19 protein-coding genes are annotated in these 17712 nt (G+C 52.6%); 10 read left to right on the top strand and 9 right to left on the bottom strand.

Annotation, left to right across the window (positions count from 1 at the left end):
• Nucleotides 1-24: 24 nt before the first annotated feature.
• Nucleotides 25-396, bottom strand: a complete 372-nt coding sequence (locus DW350_RS01960; RefSeq protein ID WP_115717239.1) for an MmcQ/YjbR family DNA-binding protein — start codon at nucleotides 394-396, stop codon at nucleotides 25-27.
• A gap of 87 nt (nucleotides 397-483) precedes the next feature.
• On the bottom strand, nucleotides 484-1359 hold the full coding sequence (locus DW350_RS01965) for a VIT1/CCC1 transporter family protein (protein ID WP_115717240.1): 876 nt from the start codon (nucleotides 1357-1359) through the stop codon (nucleotides 484-486).
• 489 nt (nucleotides 1360-1848) lie between these two features.
• On the opposite strand from DW350_RS01965, the gene glk reads away from it, so the two are divergent.
• Together glk and DW350_RS01980 are read left to right on the top strand one after the other, a co-directional pair.
• Nucleotides 1849-2826 (top strand): glucokinase, encoded by a 978-nt coding sequence (gene glk, locus DW350_RS01975; protein ID WP_115717242.1) that lies wholly within the window; start codon nucleotides 1849-1851, stop codon nucleotides 2824-2826.
• A gap of 84 nt (nucleotides 2827-2910) precedes the next feature.
• Complete coding sequence (locus DW350_RS01980) at nucleotides 2911-4113, top strand: MFS transporter (RefSeq protein ID WP_115717243.1); 1203 nt, start codon at nucleotides 2911-2913, stop codon at nucleotides 4111-4113.
• On the opposite strand, the gene DW350_RS01985 is transcribed toward DW350_RS01980, so the two are convergent.
• The 3 genes from DW350_RS01985 to DW350_RS01995 all read right to left on the bottom strand — a co-directional run bounded on the left by DW350_RS01985 (nucleotide 4103) and on the right by DW350_RS01995 (nucleotide 7073).
• Nucleotides 4103-4546 (bottom strand): GNAT family N-acetyltransferase, encoded by a 444-nt coding sequence (locus tag DW350_RS01985; RefSeq protein WP_115717244.1) that lies wholly within the window; start codon nucleotides 4544-4546, stop codon nucleotides 4103-4105. The genes DW350_RS01980 and DW350_RS01985 overlap by 11 nt on opposite strands.
• A gap of 197 nt (nucleotides 4547-4743) precedes the next feature.
• Entirely contained in the window at nucleotides 4744-5160 is a 417-nt protein-coding gene (locus DW350_RS01990) for a TIGR02444 family protein (RefSeq protein WP_115717245.1), read from the bottom strand.
• Nucleotides 5157-7073 carry an ABC transporter ATP-binding protein gene (locus DW350_RS01995; protein WP_115717246.1) on the bottom strand — a complete coding sequence of 639 codons (1917 nt, stop codon included), beginning with the start codon at nucleotides 7071-7073 and terminating at the stop codon, nucleotides 5157-5159. Before DW350_RS01995 ends, DW350_RS01990 begins: the two co-directional genes overlap by 4 nt.
• A 53-nt stretch (nucleotides 7074-7126) precedes the next feature.
• Here DW350_RS01995 and DW350_RS02000 point away from each other — a divergent pair, with 53 nt between their 5' ends.
• Nucleotides 7127-7327: a YheV family putative zinc ribbon protein gene (locus DW350_RS02000; protein WP_115717247.1), complete on the top strand. Its 201-nt coding sequence runs from the start codon at nucleotides 7127-7129 to the stop codon at nucleotides 7325-7327.
• A 21-nt stretch (nucleotides 7328-7348) separates the two neighbouring features.
• On the opposite strand, the gene DW350_RS02005 is transcribed toward DW350_RS02000, so the two are convergent.
• On the bottom strand, nucleotides 7349-7555 hold the full coding sequence (locus DW350_RS02005) for a SlyX family protein (RefSeq protein WP_115717248.1): 207 nt from the start codon (nucleotides 7553-7555) through the stop codon (nucleotides 7349-7351).
• Complete coding sequence (locus tag DW350_RS02010; protein WP_115717249.1) at nucleotides 7548-8624, bottom strand: WD40 repeat domain-containing protein; 1077 nt, start codon at nucleotides 8622-8624, stop codon at nucleotides 7548-7550. Before DW350_RS02010 ends, DW350_RS02005 begins: the two co-directional genes overlap by 8 nt.
• A gap of 89 nt (nucleotides 8625-8713) precedes the next feature.
• On the opposite strand from DW350_RS02010, the gene fkpA reads away from it, so the two are divergent.
• From fkpA to DW350_RS02035, 5 genes are all read left to right on the top strand, one after another.
• Nucleotides 8714-9484 (top strand): FKBP-type peptidyl-prolyl cis-trans isomerase, encoded by a 771-nt coding sequence (fkpA, locus tag DW350_RS02015; protein WP_115717250.1) that lies wholly within the window; start codon nucleotides 8714-8716, stop codon nucleotides 9482-9484.
• A gap of 176 nt (nucleotides 9485-9660) precedes the next feature.
• A complete protein-coding gene (locus DW350_RS02020) occupies nucleotides 9661-10182 on the top strand; it encodes a hypothetical protein (RefSeq protein ID WP_152032923.1) in 522 nt (173 codons plus the stop codon).
• Nucleotides 10183-10374: 192 nt separating this feature from the next.
• Nucleotides 10375-12462: a TonB-dependent siderophore receptor gene (locus DW350_RS02025; RefSeq protein ID WP_115717252.1), complete on the top strand. Its 2088-nt coding sequence runs from the start codon at nucleotides 10375-10377 to the stop codon at nucleotides 12460-12462.
• A gap of 97 nt (nucleotides 12463-12559) precedes the next feature.
• The gene (locus tag DW350_RS02030; protein ID WP_115717253.1) at nucleotides 12560-12949 is read left to right on the top strand and encodes an MAPEG family protein; all 390 of its coding nucleotides are present in this window, start codon (nucleotides 12560-12562) and stop codon (nucleotides 12947-12949) included.
• A 58-nt stretch (nucleotides 12950-13007) separates the two neighbouring features.
• A complete protein-coding gene (locus DW350_RS02035; RefSeq protein ID WP_115717254.1) occupies nucleotides 13008-13391 on the top strand; it encodes a DUF3224 domain-containing protein in 384 nt (127 codons plus the stop codon).
• A 15-nt stretch (nucleotides 13392-13406) separates the two neighbouring features.
• Here DW350_RS02035 and DW350_RS02040 read toward each other — a convergent pair whose 3' ends face one another.
• Together DW350_RS02040 and rsd are read right to left on the bottom strand one after the other, a co-directional pair.
• On the bottom strand, nucleotides 13407-13796 hold the full coding sequence (locus DW350_RS02040; protein ID WP_115717255.1) for a GFA family protein: 390 nt from the start codon (nucleotides 13794-13796) through the stop codon (nucleotides 13407-13409).
• Nucleotides 13793-14260, bottom strand: a complete 468-nt coding sequence (rsd, locus tag DW350_RS02045; RefSeq protein ID WP_115717256.1) for a sigma D regulator — start codon at nucleotides 14258-14260, stop codon at nucleotides 13793-13795. Before rsd ends, DW350_RS02040 begins: the two co-directional genes overlap by 4 nt.
• A gap of 100 nt (nucleotides 14261-14360) precedes the next feature.
• On the opposite strand from rsd, the gene nudC reads away from it, so the two are divergent.
• Both nudC and DW350_RS02055 read left to right on the top strand, forming a co-directional pair.
• Nucleotides 14361-15170 carry an NAD(+) diphosphatase gene (gene nudC / locus DW350_RS02050; protein WP_115717257.1) on the top strand — a complete coding sequence of 270 codons (810 nt, stop codon included), beginning with the start codon at nucleotides 14361-14363 and terminating at the stop codon, nucleotides 15168-15170.
• Nucleotides 15171-15245: 75 nt separating this feature from the next.
• Entirely contained in the window at nucleotides 15246-17690 is a 2445-nt protein-coding gene (locus DW350_RS02055; protein WP_115717258.1) for a sulfite reductase flavoprotein subunit alpha, read from the top strand.
• Nucleotides 17691-17712 lie beyond the last annotated feature (22 nt).

The raw sequence follows: 17712 nt of genomic DNA on the forward strand, positions 1-17712 counted from the left end.
AAAGCCGGGCTTTAGCCCGGCTTTTTATTCACCAATAGCGTATTTGGCCTTAAAGGCGTCGCGCTCTTTCTTGCGAAGACCTCTCACCACCAGGGCAAAGGAATTGTCCACCATCCGCCGTATTTCGCCCTCGGGTATCGAGCTATCTAACAGCACCGTATTCCAGTGCAGTTTATTCATGTGGTAAGCCGCTTTTACACTGCTAAAAATATCGCGCAGCGCCATGGCTTCATGGGGGTCACATTTCAGGTTTACCGCATCGGCACCATAAAAATGTCCGGTTAACGCAAACATTTTGCCACGCACCTTGTAAACCGCGGCGTCGGGGCCAAAAGGAAAGCTTTCTATGGCTTCAGGTTGGGTCAGTAGGTATTGACGAAGGGCCTTGGCATCCATGGTGTGTTCCAGCGAAAAGTCAGCGTAACGAAAAAGGATGGGTAACAACGAACGCGATGTTTTTATGGCGCGGTGACCAGCGCCTGTTCATATATCAATACCAATAAAACGTCTGGCCACAAAACCGATGGCAAAGGAAATAACGGCAACGCCAAAAGTCAGCATGATCATGCTGACAAAGCGCGACCGAAACGGCGCTTCCTTGGCCACGGAAATGTAAAAGCTGTACAGCCAAATCGCCAGCGCTGCGAAGGCGAACATCACCGCTAATGCCAGCCACATGCTGTGGAACAGAAAAAACGGCATCACCAGAAAAAGTGTGGTCACCACGTAGGCGCCACCGGTGTTAAGGGCATAGATACGCGGTTTGATGTTGGTGTCGTTACTTTCCTTGGATTCTAAATAGGCAGAGCCTGCCATCGATAGGCTGGCGGCAATACCCATAATAAGGCCGGTAACGCCAACGGTGGCTGTTTTATTGAAGGCCAGCGCCACGCCCGATAGCGTGCCGGTTAGTTCGACTAAGGCGTCATTCATGCCAAGCACTATGGCGCCAGCATAATCGAGTTTGCTGTCGTGCAACATGCTGATAAGGCGGTTTTCGTGGCGAGTTTCCTGCTCGTAGATACGCCGGGCTTGTGGGTACTGCGCCTCTAATTCCAGGTAGAACGCTTCAGCGTCAATCTCCCGGCTTTCCATGTACTTGGCGGCAAAGGTAGAGCCTAACAGCTTGATAAGCAGCAGATAGAACATCACCAAGTAACGGGAAGGCGTGCAATCCTTGCCGGTAATAGATTGGCAAAAGTGGTAGTGATTTTTTTCCTCGGCAGCGATTTTTCTAAGTAGCTTGGCGTTATGGACATCGGCAGTATTTCTGGCCAGCAGGGTGTAGATAGCAAAATCGTTGATCTCATTTTGCTGTTGTACCAGCGCTTTGGCTTTTATCTGCTCGCTAACTGCCATCTGAGGCTCCTCTATTGGCCATTTTATCCGTAACCGCTCAAGGGGGAATATCAGCCTTCAGGGCAGAGTTTGGCGCCTGTGAGCTGAAAAAATGCCAGCAAAGATTGGAAGCGGTGCCAATAAAGGCTACCCTGCGTCGTCTTCGGGGCGATCCGGCTTTTAGAAAGGCCGCCTGTTGTTTTGAGCCCTGATGCGGCAAAGCGATTGACTGGTTAATACAATAACTACCGTACCCTAGCCATAAAAAGAGTGCCATGAGCATCGGCTACCGGTCAGTCGTCATCACTACATTTTGTATAGTGCGCCTTGCCTGACCGCTGGCGCCAGTGGCAAATCGCCATATCCTGGGTTTGACCCAGCCGCTTTACCCAGGCCTGACAGGTAATGTCAGGCTGCTTAGATGAGGCCATCCCCAAAGGGTGGCGACTTTGATGTTTATGGCCGGGGCGGCCAGGCATCATCATGGGTTAATGAATAACGGTACGGTACATGGTTACGCAGACATCTTCTTTCGTCGTCGCTGACATTGGCGGCACCAACGCACGCTTTGGCCTGGTCACCGGCAAAACAGACGGCCGCTTCGATATTGTTCACCAAGAGCGCTATGCCAGCAGCGACTTTGCCGATATGCAGTCACTGGTGGCCTGTTATTTAGAAAGCGTTGCTGATTATGCTCCCAAGCACGTTTGTCTGGCAGTTGCCGGCCCTGTGGGCGGTGACGAAGTGCGCCTTACTAACCTTTCCTGGCATTTTTCTATTAAGGCGATTCGTGAAAACCTTGGCCTGGTGCAGTTAGAAGTGATTAATGACTTCGTGGCTTACGCTAACTCCATCCCACTGCTGCCGCCGCAGGCCCTGGTGCAGGTACGAGACGGCAAGCCTCTTGAAAGTGCCCCTATCGCCGTGCTCGGGCCAGGTACTGGCCTTGGAGTGGCAAGTCTTATTCCCAGCCAAGATGGCAGCTGGTCTGCTATCGCCTGTGAAGGTGGCCATATTGCCTTGTCGGCAGCCACCGAAATGCAGCGTAAGGTATTAAATGCCCTAGCTGAAGACTTAGATTTTGTGTCGGCAGAGCGGGCGCTTTCTGGCTCAGGGTTACCGAATCTGTATCGGGCCGTTGCCAAGGTACGTGGTGTGACGCCCAAGAAATTAAGCTCGGCGGATATCAGCGAAATGGCCCTGGACGGCGAACCCACCTGCTACGAAACCCTGAGTCTTTTTTGTGAGTGGTTAGGGGGCATGGCGGCGGATATTGCCTTGGCGCAAGGTGCGCGTGGCGGGCTTTATCTTGGCGGCGGTATCCTGCCGCGCTTCTTGGAATTTTTCTTGAAGAGTAACTTTGTAAAGGGCTTTACCAATAAAGGGGTCATGTCTGATTACATGAGCGAGATCCCCGTTTATTTAGCGATTGAAACCCACTCGGCGTTAACCGGTGCCGCCGCCTGGTTAGACTCGCATAAGGTTTAATTATTAAATCCATAAAGTGAATATATTTTATTTATGGTGGAGCCGACCTTTATGATGTGAACCTTGTTAATACGAGGTATCACCATGATAGAGGTCGGCACTAAAGCCTTTTGGCGTATGACCCTGGCCATGAGCCTGGGCTCCTTCCTGATTTTTGCCAACCTGTATTTTACCCAGCCACTGTTGCCGTTATTGGCCCGTGAATTCAACGTCTCGCCGCTGACTGCCTCGTACAGTTTTACCTTGAGCACCCTGATGATGGGTTTCTCCCTGCTGCTTTATGGCCCGCTTTCCGATGCCCTTGGTCGCCGGGTCATTATGCTCGCTACCATGCTGGGGGCTGTTGTGTGCACCTTGTTGTTGTCTCAGGTTCATAGCTTCGCAGCCTTGCTCATGTTGCGTGCCTTACAAGGTTTTTGCCTTGGTGGCTTACCGGCGATAGCCATTGCGTATATGGGCGACGAAATGAGCCGTAAAGCTTTGGTGTCGGCGGTGGGCTTTTATATTGGTGCCAACAGCCTGGGTGGGATCAGCGGCCGGCTATTGGGCGGCTTTTTGGCCGATACCCTAGGCTGGCAAAGCGGTTTTGCGGTTTGTGGGGTACTGACATTACTGCTGATGGGCATCTTTGCCTGGTTGCTGCCAGCCAGTCGCCAATTTGTGCCGAAAAAGCTGCACCCCAAACAAATGGTGCGCGACCTTGCTGGCCACCTGACCAATCCGCTGTTGCTGGTGAGCTACGCCATTGGTGGCCTTAATTTCTTTATCTTCGTCAACCAATACAGCTTTTTGACATTCAGGCTTTCTGACGCCCCTTACAACTTGCCTACCCGTTACTTGGGGCTGCTGTTTTTAACCTATCTTTCCGGCACCCTTGGCTCTTCCCTGTCTGGCCGCGCGGCGGCTCGGTTTAGTCAGCCGGTGGTGATGATGATGGGCATCAGTTTTATGATGGTTGGTACTGTTATCAGCCTGGCCAGTAGCGTTAGCCTTATCATGCTGGGCTTTTTATTCAGCGCCTTTGGCTTTTTCCTCTGCCATGCCAATGTCTCGAGCTGGGTGAGCCACAATGCCAAGCAGGCAAAGGCGAGCGCCTCATCATTGTATTTGGTGTTTTACTACCTTGGGGCCAGCCTGGGCGGCACTTATTTGGCCCCTTTTTGGCACCACGGCCAGTGGCCGGGCATTGTGTTGGGGTCACTCATAGTGCTGGTGGTTACCTTTGGACTGTGCTTGGTGCTGCGCCGTTTTGTGCTGCGCAGTAACCCATCCCTGGTTACCAACTAAAGTAACGGCGCGACTTGCCTGACACCATTAGCAGCTGGTTGACGCCGCTTTCGCTATCAAGCACTTCTTTTACCGGGTGGTAGCCTAAGTGTTTAAAAAAGCCGGTAGCGGCACCTGCGTCGCTCAGCAGTTGCACCTCTAGGTCCGGATGACGGCTAATGCAGTAATAGAGCAGCGCCCTGCCAATACCGGTTTTTTGCATCATCGGGCTTACCGCCAGTGCGGATAATTTATCGCTCTTTAGCACCACAAAGCCGCGTATTGAGCGAACGTCATACACGTAAACCTCGCTAGCCGGTAGCAGGCTTTGCTGCAGCCAATGCGCAAAGCGTTGCCAGTCGTTGGTAACCAAGGTTGGGTTAAGCTGGTTGGCCACTTCGGACCAGAGCGCCAAAATGGTTGGATGATCGGAAAGCTGTGCCTCGCGGATCATGGCTTTGCTCCTAGAGATGACGCAACCAAGGTAATGCAGAGCCGAGCTTGGCCGAAGCAGGCTTTAGTAACAGATTGTTGAAGTTCGCCTGTTTGAACAAACTCGTACAAGGTTTGACGCACTTAGACACAACTTCGGTGCTAACCGAAGCTTAGGCGGCAATTGTGGCAGTACTTGGCAACAAGAAAAAACGCGGTTTAAGGCAGCTGATAAAGTGCTTTTAAGCGCGGCAGGTTGGCAGGCCCTTCGGCCTTGTTGTTGGGATAATCCTGGGCGCTGGTATCACGGCTGACCAAGGCCAGATATTGGCGCTGGGCTTCGCGTTCCAGGCGCAGTTCCATCTCTTTTAATTGTTGGTATTGCTCAGTGTTAAGGGCGGTTTTTAATTGCTGGCGCAACTGCCGGTAGGGCGTTAACCACTGCGCTTGCATGCGCCTGCTTTCGCTCAGTAATGCTAGCCAAGTGGCTTGTTCAAGGTACAGGGCTTCTTCGTCTAGCCAGGCGGCCAGTAAATAAAGGTTCACGTCCAGATGATGGCTTTGCTGCCAGCCCAGCAGTGTCTTTTCCCACTTTGGGTAAACCGCTAAGCAATAATCCCAGAAGGTTTCACTCATGCCAGGTTTTCCTCAAAGGCGCTATTAAGCGCCTCTAATTGCTCAGACAGTTCCATCCACGCCATTTCCACTGTTTCCAATTCTGCTTTGGCGTCACCTTGCGCTTTCAGTAACTCGGTGAGTTCGGCTTTATTGGCTGCTTCATAAATGTCAGCTTCACCCAGGCGGCTTTCGATACCGGCGAGCTTTTCGCTTAAGTTCGCCATAGTTTGGTCGAGCTTGTCGATTTTTTGTTTAAGGGGCCGAGTTTGGGTGCGATGTTCGGCTTCAAGGCGTTTACGGTCTTTGCGCGACTGCGCCGAGTTATCTTTGCTATCGCCTGCAACGGTGTCGCTTGCGGCCTTTTCGCGGTCTTTCAGCCATTTGTGATAATCGTCGAGGTCGCCATCAAAAGCGGCTACCTCACCGTGAGACACCCTTAAGAAGGTGTCGGTGGTGGTGCGCAGCAAATGCCGGTCGTGGGAAACAATCACCATGGCACCATCGAAATCTTGCAGCGCCAAGGTCAGTGCTTCGCGCATTTCCAAATCAAGGTGGTTGGTTGGTTCATCCAGCAGCAACAGGTTAGGGCGCTGCCATACAATCAGCGCCAGTGCCAAACGTGCTTTTTCACCGCCAGAGAAGGGGGCTATTGGGTCTAAGGCTTTGTCGCCACGAAAGTCAAAATGGCCGAGAAAGTCGCGCAGTTCCTGCTCGCGGGTTTGCGGGGCGAGACGTTGCAAATGCAATAGCGCCGAAGCGCTGGCATCGAGGTATTCCAGCTGATGCTGGGCAAAATAGCCCACTTTCAAACCCTGGGCTGCCACCAAGTCGCCACAGAGCGCCTGCAGATCTCCTGCCAAAAACTTAATCAGCGTCGATTTACCGGCGCCATTGGGGCCCAACAGGCCAATGCGTTCTCCTGGCTGCAGGCGCAAGCTAACGTTGCTTAAAATGGCATTTTCGCCATAACCCAGGCTCACCTTGTCGATAGCCAACAGCGGCGAGGGCAAGGTAGTGGCGTTTTCAAAACGAAACGAGAAGGGCGAATCAACATGGGCCGCTTGCAGCTCTTCCATACGTTCCAGGGCTTTAATGCGGCTTTGTGCCTGGCGGGCCTTGGTGGCCTTGGCCTTGAAACGGTCGATAAAGCTTTGCAGGTGAGCGCGCTGGCTTTGTTGGCGCTCGAACATGGCTTGCTGCTGGGCGAGGCGGGCAGCGCGTTGGCGTTCAAAGCTCTCGTAGTTGCCGGTGTAGCTGTTGAGCTTGTTGTGTTCGACATAGACGATATGGGTGACCACGTCATCAAGAAAGTCGCGGTCATGGGAAATCAGCAGCAAGGTACCCTGGTAGCTATTTAGCCAGTCGGCCAGCCAAAACACTGCATCCAAGTCCAAGTGGTTGGTTGGTTCGTCCAAAAGCAAGAGATCGGAAGGGCAAATAAGCGCTTGAGCCAGGTTTAGGCGCATCCGCCAACCGCCGGAAAACGCCGACACCGGCCGCTTCTCGTCACCGCCGTTAAAGCCCAAGCCATGCAGTAAAGCGCCAGCGCGCGCATGAATATCGTAGCCGCCAGCCTGCTCTAAATCGGCCATTAAGCGGGCAATGGCGTTGCCGTCGTTTTTAGCCTGCGCTGTTGCCAGCTGCGCTTCAATGTGGCGAAAACGGGTGTCACCGTCCATCACATAATCTATGGCGCTGCGCTCAAGAGCCGGGGTTTCCTGCTTCACCGAGGCAATGGTCCAGTTGGCGGGCAATTTTACGTCGCCGCCATCAACTTCCAGCTCGCCGCGCAGCAGCGCAAACAAGGTGGATTTGCCACAGCCATTGGCACCCACTAAGCCAATGCGCTGGCCAGCGTGAACAGTGAGATTGGCGCCATCAAAGAGTTTCTGGCCGCCGCGGATCAATTGCAGGTCTTGAAGGTGTATCATGTGCGGTCTACGTCTGCCGTAATGTCGGCAATCCTACTAGGTTGGGAGTCAGTATGGCAAAGCGCCGTTTTATCGCCGGGGCTAAATGCCCGCAGTGCGAAGAGCAAGACAGCATTCAGCTGATTATTGAAAATAACATCGAGCGCATCGAATGTGTCGCTTGCGGGTATAAGCAAACCCAAACCAGCCGTGATACCGAAAGCGCGGCCAAGGGCGAAAAAGACAATATTATCGGCCTTTTTAAACCGGAATAAAGCGCCACAGGCGCTTTATTTTTAATAGTGGGGTGGCGGCGTTTCTTCGTGCTCTTCGGCGATTTGGTTGCCCTGCGCCCCTTTGAGTTTTTTCGCTAAATAGGCGAGCTGCTCGCGCTGTTTTTTCACGGTGTCTTGAAGGCTCGCCATTTCATCTGACAGCTCTTGCAAAGCCAGTTCCTGAAAGGCTAGACGGCTTTCTAGATCGTTTAAACGCTCATCACTCATTCGATTTCTCCAGCGACCAGGCCTCTAAAAGGCCGGCGGAGCTTACCGAATATAGGCGGCCTTTGGCAAAGCCTAAACCGTAAACCACCGCTGATCTGGGACCATAGCCTTTGGCAATGCCTACTTCGTGGTGCCAAATACGCTGGCCGGTATTGGTATCCCACAGCAGCAGTTGCCGCGCAGGGCCACCGGTTGCCAGTTCTTTGCCGTCATTGGTAAAGCGGGCGCTGGTAAAAAGCTCCTGCTTTTTCTTGGTCGCCAGCCGAGTTTTGATTTTGCCGCTTTGGATATCCCAAATGGCGGCCTGGTTGGCCGCATCATCAACAAAGGCATAACGGCCGTCGTCGGTCATGGTTACCAGCACCACCCGGTTCTTGGCCGGGAAGCGGCGCATGACTTGGCCACTTTGCGAATTCCAAAGCAGCGCTTGGTGGTCATTGCCGCCAGAGAGTACATAAAGGCCATTGGGCGACATGGCAATGGAGTTGATTTTTTCACTATGGCCAAGAAATTCCAGGCGCCGCCCGGTGATGCGATTAAAGTGCACTATCACCCCGTCTGAACGGGCAATGGCAATGAAATTACCACCGTCTGATACGGCGATATCTCGGATGGTTTGCACCGGGCTGCGATAAGGCTGGCTTTGTGGTGGCTTGCCGTCAAAACTGCCTGCTTGCCAAAAGCCCAAGTTCTCGCCGTCTTTAGTGCGCCACAGCGCAACACGAATTTGGTCGGCTGTGACGAGGTATTGGCCGTTAGGTGAAAAACGGGCCAGTGTGACTGGCAGCGGCGTATTGGGAACGCGGGTATCGGGCTTGTAGCCGTCTCGGGTAAGGGCTTTTTCGTCGGGGGGCGCAACATTCATTTGCAAGTGATAACGCGGCTTTTGGGTATTGAGATCCCAGACCACCACCCCTTCAGGATCGCCGCTTACGGTGACTAAATCACCCTGCTCACTGATATCACCAGCGTAGGCGCCGTCACCGACCAATGGCCAGCTGGCAACAGATTGAGGCCTGGGGCTGCACCCAAACAGCAACACAACGCACAACAAAAGGAGTCTTGGCATGATTTAATAATGCCTGGATTTATGTTTAGTATAAGAACTTTATCAGAGACGGAAGGGGAAGGCCCCTTTCACTTAAGGAGCAACATTATATGAAACCCTGGTTTAAGCTGGCGGTTATCCCAGCCTTTGTGCTGGCAGTGACTGGCTGTCAACAACAAGAGCAAAAAGTCGAGAAGACAGCCGACAAAAAAGTTGAGTTGAAAACCGACCAAGATAAACAGGCTTATGCCATTGGTGCCAGCGTTGGCCAGTATATTCGCCAAACCATGGACCAACAGGAAAAACTGGGTATCAAACTCAGCAAGGATATGGTGATCTCTGGTTTTGAAGATGCCTTCCACGAGAAAACCCAGCTCGACGCTGACGCCATTAAGGCTCAGCTGCAAGCGCTGGACAAAGAAGCCTCTGAAAAACAAGCGGCTAAGAGCAAGGCTGAAGCCGAGAAAAACAAAACTGCTGGTGAAAAATACCTGGCTGATAACGCCAAGAAAGACGGCGTAAAAGTCACTAAAGACGGCCTGCAGTACCAAGTGCTGAAAGAAGGCAAAGGTCCGCATCCGAAAGCCACTGACCGCGTTACCGTGAACTACAAAGGTACCTTGATTGACGGTACTCAGTTCGACAGCTCCTATGACCGTGGCGAGCCTATTACTTTCGCTCTGAACCGCGTTATTCCGGGCTGGACCGAAGGCGTGCAGCTGATGACCGTTGGTTCTAAATACCGTTTTGTGATCCCGGCTGACTTGGCCTACGGCGACCGCGATATGCAGACCATTCCCCCGAACTCCACCCTGGTGTTTGAAGTGGAACTGCTGAAAATCGACAACGGCGACGACGCCAAAAAATCTGCCAAAAAATAAGGCAGCAAGCTTTTAAAAAGCCCGGCTTAGGCCGGGCTTTTTGTTGGTTGGTAAGGCATAAGTGAAAGAGCCAAAATAACATTTGCACATTTAGTGCGATATTTGCATAAAGAGTGACGAATTGAGACTATACGGTGCCCTCGCGGACGTTGTTGCTGTTGATAAGGTCTTTGACGTTGAATACCTGTCTTATCCTCTCCTTTTTCCACTTCCTGTATGGTGCTGACGTGCAATACAGTGCGACGCCAACACCCTTGGTGGCGGGGCATAGTCGTTATTATTTGGCGGCATTAGAGGTGGAAATGACCCCCAGTGTTGCTAACGGCTCTGGCGCTATTGGACAACATGAGATCTCAGACGAGCTCTATGGCTATATCAAGGCGCGCTTGGCCGACAGAGGCCAGTTGGCTATGACCGAATCTGAGGCGGATGCCAAGCTCATGGTGAAGGTGAACTACCAGCAACACAGGGTTGACTGTGGCCAAGTTGTTGTTAACCCGGAGATCCATGTTCGCATTCATGTCAGCAGTGTTGGCCAGGGTTCAATACCGTTGGCTGATGTTGCTGTTGCTAACCAAACATCCTCTTTTGCCTGCTTGAAAAAGTATGCCTGGGGCGACGAGGCCGCGATTGCACATCAGCAACTTAAGCGGGTTGCTGACCAGGTGGGTGGGCAACTGCAACAGCTGGGGCGCTAGTCCCTGGTTGGCCTATTACGGGTTTATCGCCAGCACTTTTATTCCTTGCCGCTTTTCAGCCCTTTAAATATTGCCGATAAAATCGACGTGGTTACAGCAACAAACGGCTAACGAAGATCTTGCTTTGGTTATGATAATGGTTATCATTAGGCTTTTCATTAATGACGGATTCATGTCATAAAAGGAACCCAAATGACTTTCCGATACTGTCCCGTGGCTTTAGCCGTTTCTGCGTTACTGGCAGCGCCAACTTGGGCTGATGACAATGGCAACAGCAAGGTTGAACGCATTGAAGTGGTGGGAGCGAAACACCAGAATCAGAGCTCGGCAACCGGCCTTAACCTCTCTGCCCGCGAAACGCCGCAGTCGTTGACCTTTATCGATAGCGAGCTGATGCGCGACTACAACCTTGACACCATCAACGACGTACTGGAATACACGCCGGGTGTTACCGTCGAAAAGGTGGAAACTGACCGCACTTATTACACCTCCCGCGGCTTTGAAATTAATAACTTTCAGGTAGACGGTATCGGTTCGCCTTTCTACACCGATGCGGTGAGTGGCGATATAGACATGAGCATGTACCAGCGGGTGGAGGTGGTGCGTGGGGCCAGTGGTTTGATGGCGGGTGTAGGTAACCCGGCGGCCACTGTGAATCTGGTACGAAAACGCCCAACAGCTGACACCCAAGGTTATGTTACTGCCAGTTATGGCCGTTGGAACAACTACCGCTTGGATGCTGACGTGTCGGGATCGTTGACCGACCGCATGCGCGGCCGCGTCACCGGCAGTTACCAAGACACCGACTCTTACCTTGATAACTACAGTAAGAAGCTTTCCTCACTTTATGGGGTGGTTGAAGGTGACTTGGGTGACCGTACCCTGCTGACGGTTGGGGTCTCCCACCAAGAAAGTCTGCCAGAGTCGCCAATGTGGGGGGCTTTGCCATTAGCGTATTCCAATGGCACCGGCACTCACTTTGACCGCTCTACCAATACTTCTGCCGACTGGGCGTATTGGAATACCCGTACTACCCAGGCTTTTGCCGAACTTAAGCATCAGTTCACTAATGGCTGGCAGGGTAAACTGGTGTATGACTACCGCCGCAACAAGCAAGATGGCGACCTGTTTTATACCTACGGCAGTATTGATGCCGACACCAATAGCGGCCTTACCGGTTATGGCAGCCGTTACACCTTAAGCTCTAAGGCACAGCAAGTTGACGCGTCTATTACCGGCAGCTACGCACTCTTTGGCCGTAGCCATGAGCTGACCTTTGGCGCCGATTGGGCGCACCATAACTTAAGTGATTTGTCTTTGTACGACTACAGCACTGGTTATGGCTTTCCCGCCATTGGCGATTTAACGCAGTGGACCGGGGATACCCCAAAACCCACCTTTAGCGACGATCCCACTGGCTCAAGCTTAAAAGACACCCAGAAGTCGGTTTATGCCGCCACTCGGCTGCATTTAACCGAGCACTTTTTTGCCATCGCCGGCGGGCGTTTAATCAGCTACGACAGCAGCGGCGTTAGCTACAATGTTGACCGCAGCAGCAAGAAAGACGGCAAACTGGTGCCTTACGGTGGTTTGGTATATGACCTCAACGAGACGTTCTCGCTCTATACCAGTTACGCCGAAACCTTTACTGCCCAATACCAGGAAAAGGAAGACGGAAGCCGTTTATCACCAACGACAGGTAAAACCTATGAGGGTGGCGTCAAAGCCGCTTTCAACGGCCTCAATGCCAGCGTTGCCATCTTCAAAAACGAATACAACAACCTGGCAGAAAGCGTTGGCTATAACACCACTAAAGGGGCTTATTACTACGAGGGAATGGACTACCAGTCCAAAGGTTTTGAAGCGCAGCTCAGCGGCAACATTAGCGACCAAGTCACCGTACTGGTTGGTTATAACCACCAGAACGTTGAAGATGAAGACGGCAGTGATGCGCGTAAATACGTGCCACGGCAAACCTTAAAGGCGCTAGTCAGCTACAGCCCTGACTTTTTTGACGGCTTTAAAGTCGGTGCTAAAGCCCGCTGGCAGTCAGCCACTTATACTGACATTTCCTCGACTGTAACGGTCAAACAAGGTGGCTATGGGCTTTATGGCCTGTTTGCCCAATACCAGTTTACCCCCAGTATCAGCGGCAAAATTAACCTCGATAACATTACCGATAAAACCTATTGGAACAGCTTGATGTGGGGTTCGAGCTCAGGCCAGGGTTTTTACGGCACGCCCCGTAGTTACAGTGCCTCTATTAGTTGGCACTTCTAATGAAAAGGCCGCGTGAGCGGCCTTTTTTTAGCGGCAACCAAGCGTTGGCTTTGGTATGCTGGAAAGCCATATAAGTGGTTTTGCAAAAGGAATTGTTATGCCCGTTACGCCGCTGTATGCCGCACTATTAGCCATTCTTTATCTCGTACTTAGCGTCCGTACCATTAAGGCTCGCCGCCGCGGCCAAGTGGCACTGGGCGATGGCGGCAATTCCTTGCTGCAAAAAGCGATAAGAGTGCACGGCAATTTTGCCGAGTACGTGCCTCTTGGCTTGTTGTTGATGGGTTTTACCGAAATGTTGTGGGGGCCTGCAACATTGCTGCATTTGCCTGGGCTTTTACTTCTTGCCGGGCGTATTTTTCACGCCTATGGCGTCGGCCAATTGCGAGAACCTTTGCAATACCGCATTCTGGGCATGGTGATGACATTTAGCGCTTTTTTAGTGTGCATTGTTGCCATCTTTGCCAAATACATGACGGCGCTGTAAGTCGCCGCCTGTACCCACATTGTTGTTGATTTGCTGTTTCGTCAGAGGAGCAAAACAGATGACGCATTCCGCCATTGGTACCTTCGAAGTAAAAGTGCGCCCGCAACAGGGAGCACCCGGTCAGCTTGCCAGAATGCTGCTGGATAAAATTTTTGTTGGCGACCTTGCCGGTAACAGCCAGGGCCAGATGCTTTCTTTCGGTGATCCTGGTAGCGGTTTTGCGGGTTATGTGGCCATGGAAGTGGTGAAAGGTACTCTTGGTGGGCGCCACGGCAGCTTTGCATTAATGCATTACGGCACCATGAATAAAGGCAAGCAGCAGCTGCGTTTGTCGGTGGTACCGGGGTCGGGCACCGAGCAATTGGTGGGGCTGAGTGGGCAAATGGATATTGCTATTGAAGACGGTCTGCACCAATACCGCTTTCAATACCTTTTTGAATAATGCTGTTGGGCGCCGCTAACCTGTACCAATCAGCCTTGGCGCTTTGTCGGCAAAACAGTAATAGTCAGGCTGGTCATCAACAAAGATATGCTGCTCAATGGCTGCTTTTGGCGTGACATCAAGGGTACCAATGGACACGGCCCAATCGTTATCATCTTTACCTCGCTGGCGCCAAAACAAGCTACTGCCACAATGCTGGCAAAAGCCACGTTCTGCAACGCTGCTGGCGGCGTACCACCTTAGCCCTTGGGCTTCTACCAAAGTGACACCCTGGTCGAAATGAAAGCTCATTAAGGGGCCACTTCCCCAGCGTCTGCACATGCTGCAATGGCAAACACTAATAAGAGCGGCCCCGGCTAGTTCACCTTCATAACGCACTGCGCCACAAAGGCAGCCACCTTTCATGCTGGCTGCTTTTGATATTGGTAAAGGGTGGCGATGAGTTTGTCTTCCAAGGCAAAGCGCTGTTCTAGGGTTTCGCCAAGCTCAGACAAATCCGCATGCAGATCCAATAACTTGTCTTCGTCTTCCAGATCTTGATATTTGTCGTTGAAGTCCAGCACTTGCTGAGTGGTTTCAGTGATAGGTGGATAATAACGATTGGCCAGACTGCGGGCCTCCTGACAGCTCTTTTCGCATCCTGACATCACCTGTTCGAAGACTTCGAAGTGGCCTGCTGAGATGTAATCGAGCAAAATAGTGCAGAAGGTTTCCAGTTGATCGCTGTCCGGAAGGGCGGATCGGCCTGGTGTTTTGGCCGCCAGTTTACAGTAGTTAACCAGAAGCAATTGCCGGGTTGTTAGCCAGCGGTCAATGGCATCACTGGTTCCGCCCCACTTCTCTTTGGCTTTTTCTAACTGGGTGAGCATAACGGTCTCCCTCTTTTTGGCCATGGCGGATACGGCTGCCATACCTTATCTCTAATGAAAAGATCGGCGTTGATCAACACTTTTCCACAAGGAATCCAAGATGTCAGAGCTGTATATCTCTTTTTCCTCTTCACAAGGTAAGGGTACATGGATACTGGTAAGAGGGGATCAAATTTGGTTGAAAGACGGGAACTTACCCACAGGAAATAAAGATGTTCTCCCCAGATTTGAGTCGGATGCCAATGCCGTCAAAGTCGGACACTGGCAAGGCAGACCGGTGTGGATGATCGAGTGGCCGGATCGCAACAGCGATCCGGAAATGGGCGACTTTTTTAGCTTGCGCACCTTGATGGAAAGCGGTGACGACGCGCTATTTCAGCTGGCCGGCCGTGGCGTACAGTTGGCCACATTTTTCCGTACTCACCGTTTTTGTGGCCAATGTGGTGCCAGAATGCGTGTTGTGCAGGATGAACTCGCCACCCATTGCGACCATTGCCAGCACCGCTGTTATCCGAGGATCTCTCCGTCAATGATTGTGGCGGTAAAAAAAGGTAAGCAACTGTTGCTGGGCCACTCGCCCCGGCATCGGGCCGAGGTTTACTCGACCTTGGCGGGGTTCACCGAGCCGGGAGAGTCGATGGAAGATACGGTACGCCGCGAAGTGATGGAAGAAGTTGGGCTTAAGGTACACAACATTCGTTACATCAGTTCCCAGAATTGGCCGTTTCCCCATTCGATGATGGTGGGCTTTATTGCTGATTACCACAGTGGCGAGATTGACATTGATTTCAACGAGCTATCTGATGCGCAATTTTTTGATGTCGATGCACTGCCGCTGTTGCCTCCTCATGGCACCATCGCCCGCCAGCTGATCGATCTGGCCATTACGGAGATCCGGCAACAACAATAAGGGAAAAATCGCTTTTCCCTTTGAGGTTGGCTCTGTACCATACGCGACATTAAATAGTAATGATTATCAAAAGCAATGTCGTCAAAGCTGTGGTCTCAGCGGATCAGTTTTAGGTTGCACCAATGGCTTGGGTTAGCCTGCTGCGCGGTATTTTTAGTGGTGGGTTTGACCGGTGCCATTTTGGCACTTGAAGAGCCTGTCACTCGGGCGTGGCCTGAGCCTAATATCGATTCAAGCCAGCGGCCTTTGCCGATGCCGGCTTTGGCCAGTGCATTGGCGCTGCCGGGCAAGAAGCTCTATCGCATTTATGCGCCGCAAAGCCAAGGCTTGGCTGGCCAAGCCTTTTATCTTGATGCGAAAACGCAGCAACCCTACTGGCGTACTTTTGCACCGGCCTCAGGCAAACTGCTGGGCGCACGGCCGGGTATTGTGCGTTTTTTTGCGACTGTCCGGTCGATACATCGCTGGTTATTACTACCCCATTCCATTGGCAGTGTTATCACCAGCACCGCTGCGCTTTTGGGCATAGTGCTGCTTTTGGCGGGTATAGTGCGCCGGGCCCCCGACCGCTTATTGTCAGTTAAAGACTGGCTGTTTTGGAAAAAGGGCAGTGCTGGGCGCCACCGTCTTTGGCAATTTCATGCGCTGGTGGGCACCTGGTGTTTTATCCCGCTATTAATCATGACCCTAACCGGCCCACGCTTTGGTTTTCATTGGTATCGGCAAGCATTAGAGGGGCTGCTGGCATCACCGTCCGCTGCCTTGCCTGCCAAGCTACATAGCACAACACCCGGGCTTAACTTAACCGCCATTTGGCAGCAATACTTGCGGCTGCATCCCAAAGGCGATTATGTGCGTTGGCAACTACCACAGCAGTCGGGGGAAGTGGTTAGCGTACGTTATTTAGGCCCTAATGCACCGCACAGCCATGCCTACTCTACTGCCAGTTTTGACGCCGGTAGTGGCCAGTTACTGGCTGCAAGCGCTTACCGCAATTTAAAAGGCGGTGACAAACTGCTGGCCGACCTTTACGCCTTACACACCGGCCTGTACTTCGGCTGGTTTGGGTACCTTATTTGGTCGTTGTGTGCCTTGGCTTTTGCCTCATTTGCTGTAACCGGTGTGTGGCTGTTCTTGGTTAGAAGGGCAAGGCCTAAAGATAAGGTCGCCGGTAAGGCGCAGCTCCTAATCACTTACGCTAGCCAAAGTGGCACTGCCGCGGCCTGTGGCCAGCGTATTAAGGGCTGGCTGGATAGTGAAGGCATTCACAGTCACTTTACCGCCATGACCTCGTTGCAACCGTCACAGCTTGCCCACTATCAGCAAGTTTTGGTGCTTGCTGCTACCTATGGCGAGGGTGAAGCGCCTGACAGCGCCCAAGCCTTTCGTACGCAATTTGCCGCCAGTGAGCATTCTTTGGCCGGGTTAGAGGTTGCCGTCTTAGCCTTTGGCGATAGCCAATACCAACACTTTTGTGCTTTCGGGCATTGGTTGGGAGAGCGCTTTACCGGGCTTGGAGCAACGTTAATGATGCCGGTTACCGAGGTAGACCGAGGCGCTGAACATGCGATTGATGATTGGCGCCAGCGTCTTGCCGGCGTGTTATCCGTTAACGCCGATAGCCAGCACGATTGGCAGACCGGGCAGGTAATGGCCAATCGCTGTTTGAACCGCGGCTCGTTAAGGGAAGTGCATGACGTGCATATCGCTTTGGCCGGGGATTATTGCGCTGGCGATCTGCTTGAAGTGTTACCCGAACAAAGCTTGTCAACCATTGCGGCAAGGCTCAGAGCCTTGGGGCTAGACCCGGATGCCAAAATACAGTTCGCGGGCCAAGCCTTGGCCCTGGGTGAGGCCATTACCCGCTACTTAACCTTCGCCCCTATTAAAGGCCTGAGCCCGCAGCAATTGGTGGATTCACTACAACCCTTGGCACCGAGATGTTACTCCATTGCCAGCAGCCAGGGGCCGGTGCGGCTAATGGTGCGGCGTGTTATCAGTGCTGACGGTCAGGCAGGGCTGGCGTCGGGGCTATTAAGTGATGCCGTTGCGGGCCAAACATTGAAAGTGCGTTTGCGCTCTCACCCCGGTTTTCAGTTAGCCGACAGCACCACACCGCTCATTATGCTTGGCGCTGGTACCGGTTTAGCGCCTTTCCTTGGCTTTTTAGATCAGGCGAAACTGCAAGGTAGCAAAGCGCCGCGCTGGCTTATTTTTGGTGAGCGTAGCCAAGCTCATGACCATTACTACCGTCACGAACTCACCACCTTCTTGACCGATGGCACCCTTAACCGCTTGGATTTTGCCTGGTCGAGAGACGAAGGGCGCTATGTGCAAGATGTACTGGCCGGGCAGGCGGCGCTGCTTCACCAATACTTAGAGGCCGGGGCGCATATCTACGTTTGTGGCAGCCTGGATGGCATTGGTGCGGGTGTTCAGCAGTGCCTGGAAACGGTGCTTGGGCAGCCATTTGTCGCAGCGCTACTGGCTGCTGGTCGTTATCATCGCGATTTGTATTGATTTGTGGCAAGGGTTCCGGGGT

Origin of the sequence: Gallaecimonas mangrovi (genome assembly GCF_003367375.1) — a bacterium.
Taxonomy (GTDB): Bacteria; Pseudomonadota; Gammaproteobacteria; order Enterobacterales; family Gallaecimonadaceae; genus Gallaecimonas; species Gallaecimonas mangrovi.

Excerpts from the sequence above, each read along its gene's own strand:
- DW350_RS01960 (WP_115717239.1), bottom strand. The coding sequence starts at position 396 with ATGGATGCCAAGGCCCTTCGTCAATACCTACTGACCCAACCTGAAGCC.
- DW350_RS01965 (WP_115717240.1), bottom strand. The coding sequence starts at position 1,359 with ATGGCAGTTAGCGAGCAGATAAAAGCCAAAGCGCTGGTACAACAGCAA.
- glk (WP_115717242.1), top strand. The coding sequence starts at position 1,849 with ATGGTTACGCAGACATCTTCTTTCGTCGTCGCTGACATTGGCGGCACC.
- DW350_RS01980 (WP_115717243.1), top strand. The coding sequence starts at position 2,911 with ATGATAGAGGTCGGCACTAAAGCCTTTTGGCGTATGACCCTGGCCATG.
- DW350_RS01985 (WP_115717244.1), bottom strand. The coding sequence starts at position 4,546 with ATGATCCGCGAGGCACAGCTTTCCGATCATCCAACCATTTTGGCGCTC.
- DW350_RS01990 (WP_115717245.1), bottom strand. The coding sequence starts at position 5,160 with ATGAGTGAAACCTTCTGGGATTATTGCTTAGCGGTTTACCCAAAGTGG.
- DW350_RS01995 (WP_115717246.1), bottom strand. The coding sequence starts at position 7,073 with ATGATACACCTTCAAGACCTGCAATTGATCCGCGGCGGCCAGAAACTC.
- DW350_RS02000 (WP_115717247.1), top strand. The coding sequence starts at position 7,127 with ATGGCAAAGCGCCGTTTTATCGCCGGGGCTAAATGCCCGCAGTGCGAA.
- DW350_RS02005 (WP_115717248.1), bottom strand. The coding sequence starts at position 7,555 with ATGAGTGATGAGCGTTTAAACGATCTAGAAAGCCGTCTAGCCTTTCAG.
- DW350_RS02010 (WP_115717249.1), bottom strand. The coding sequence starts at position 8,624 with ATGCCAAGACTCCTTTTGTTGTGCGTTGTGTTGCTGTTTGGGTGCAGC.
- fkpA (WP_115717250.1), top strand. The coding sequence starts at position 8,714 with ATGAAACCCTGGTTTAAGCTGGCGGTTATCCCAGCCTTTGTGCTGGCA.
- DW350_RS02025 (WP_115717252.1), top strand. The coding sequence starts at position 10,375 with ATGACTTTCCGATACTGTCCCGTGGCTTTAGCCGTTTCTGCGTTACTG.
- DW350_RS02030 (WP_115717253.1), top strand. The coding sequence starts at position 12,560 with ATGCCCGTTACGCCGCTGTATGCCGCACTATTAGCCATTCTTTATCTC.
- DW350_RS02035 (WP_115717254.1), top strand. The coding sequence starts at position 13,008 with ATGACGCATTCCGCCATTGGTACCTTCGAAGTAAAAGTGCGCCCGCAA.
- DW350_RS02040 (WP_115717255.1), bottom strand. The coding sequence starts at position 13,796 with ATGAAAGGTGGCTGCCTTTGTGGCGCAGTGCGTTATGAAGGTGAACTA.
- rsd (WP_115717256.1), bottom strand. The coding sequence starts at position 14,260 with ATGCTCACCCAGTTAGAAAAAGCCAAAGAGAAGTGGGGCGGAACCAGT.
- nudC (WP_115717257.1), top strand. The coding sequence starts at position 14,361 with ATGTCAGAGCTGTATATCTCTTTTTCCTCTTCACAAGGTAAGGGTACA.
- DW350_RS02055 (WP_115717258.1), top strand. The coding sequence starts at position 15,246 with ATGTCGTCAAAGCTGTGGTCTCAGCGGATCAGTTTTAGGTTGCACCAA.